This is a genomic window from Desulfocurvus sp. DL1XJH-121 (genome assembly GCF_054819825.1).
Map to the genome: position 1 here is coordinate 1 of NZ_JBTVWW010000237.1, position 229 is coordinate 229.

General features: G+C 67.2%; 1 protein-coding gene. It reads right to left on the reverse strand.

Going from position 1 to position 229, the window contains the following annotated elements; translation table 11 throughout:
* Nucleotides 1-229 (reverse strand): TlpA family protein disulfide reductase (locus tag ACYYG1_RS18000; RefSeq protein WP_461211696.1); only part of this gene is annotated, 229 nt, incomplete at both ends.

Here is a 229-nt window from a genome sequence, read left to right on the forward strand (position 1 = left end):
GGTTGATGGCCACGACCTCGAAATCCGATCCGCCGAGGGCCTGCTGGAGGTGATCGAGCTCCGGCATTTCCTTCCGGCACGGCACGCACCACGTCGCCCACAGATTGACCAGCAGGACCTTGCCCTTGAAATCGGCGAGGCTCATCGGGCCGCCATCCTTGGCGGCAAAGGCGAGCGGGGGCAATTGCCGCGGCGCGGTGGCGAGCTTGAACGCCGCGAGATCGCCCCG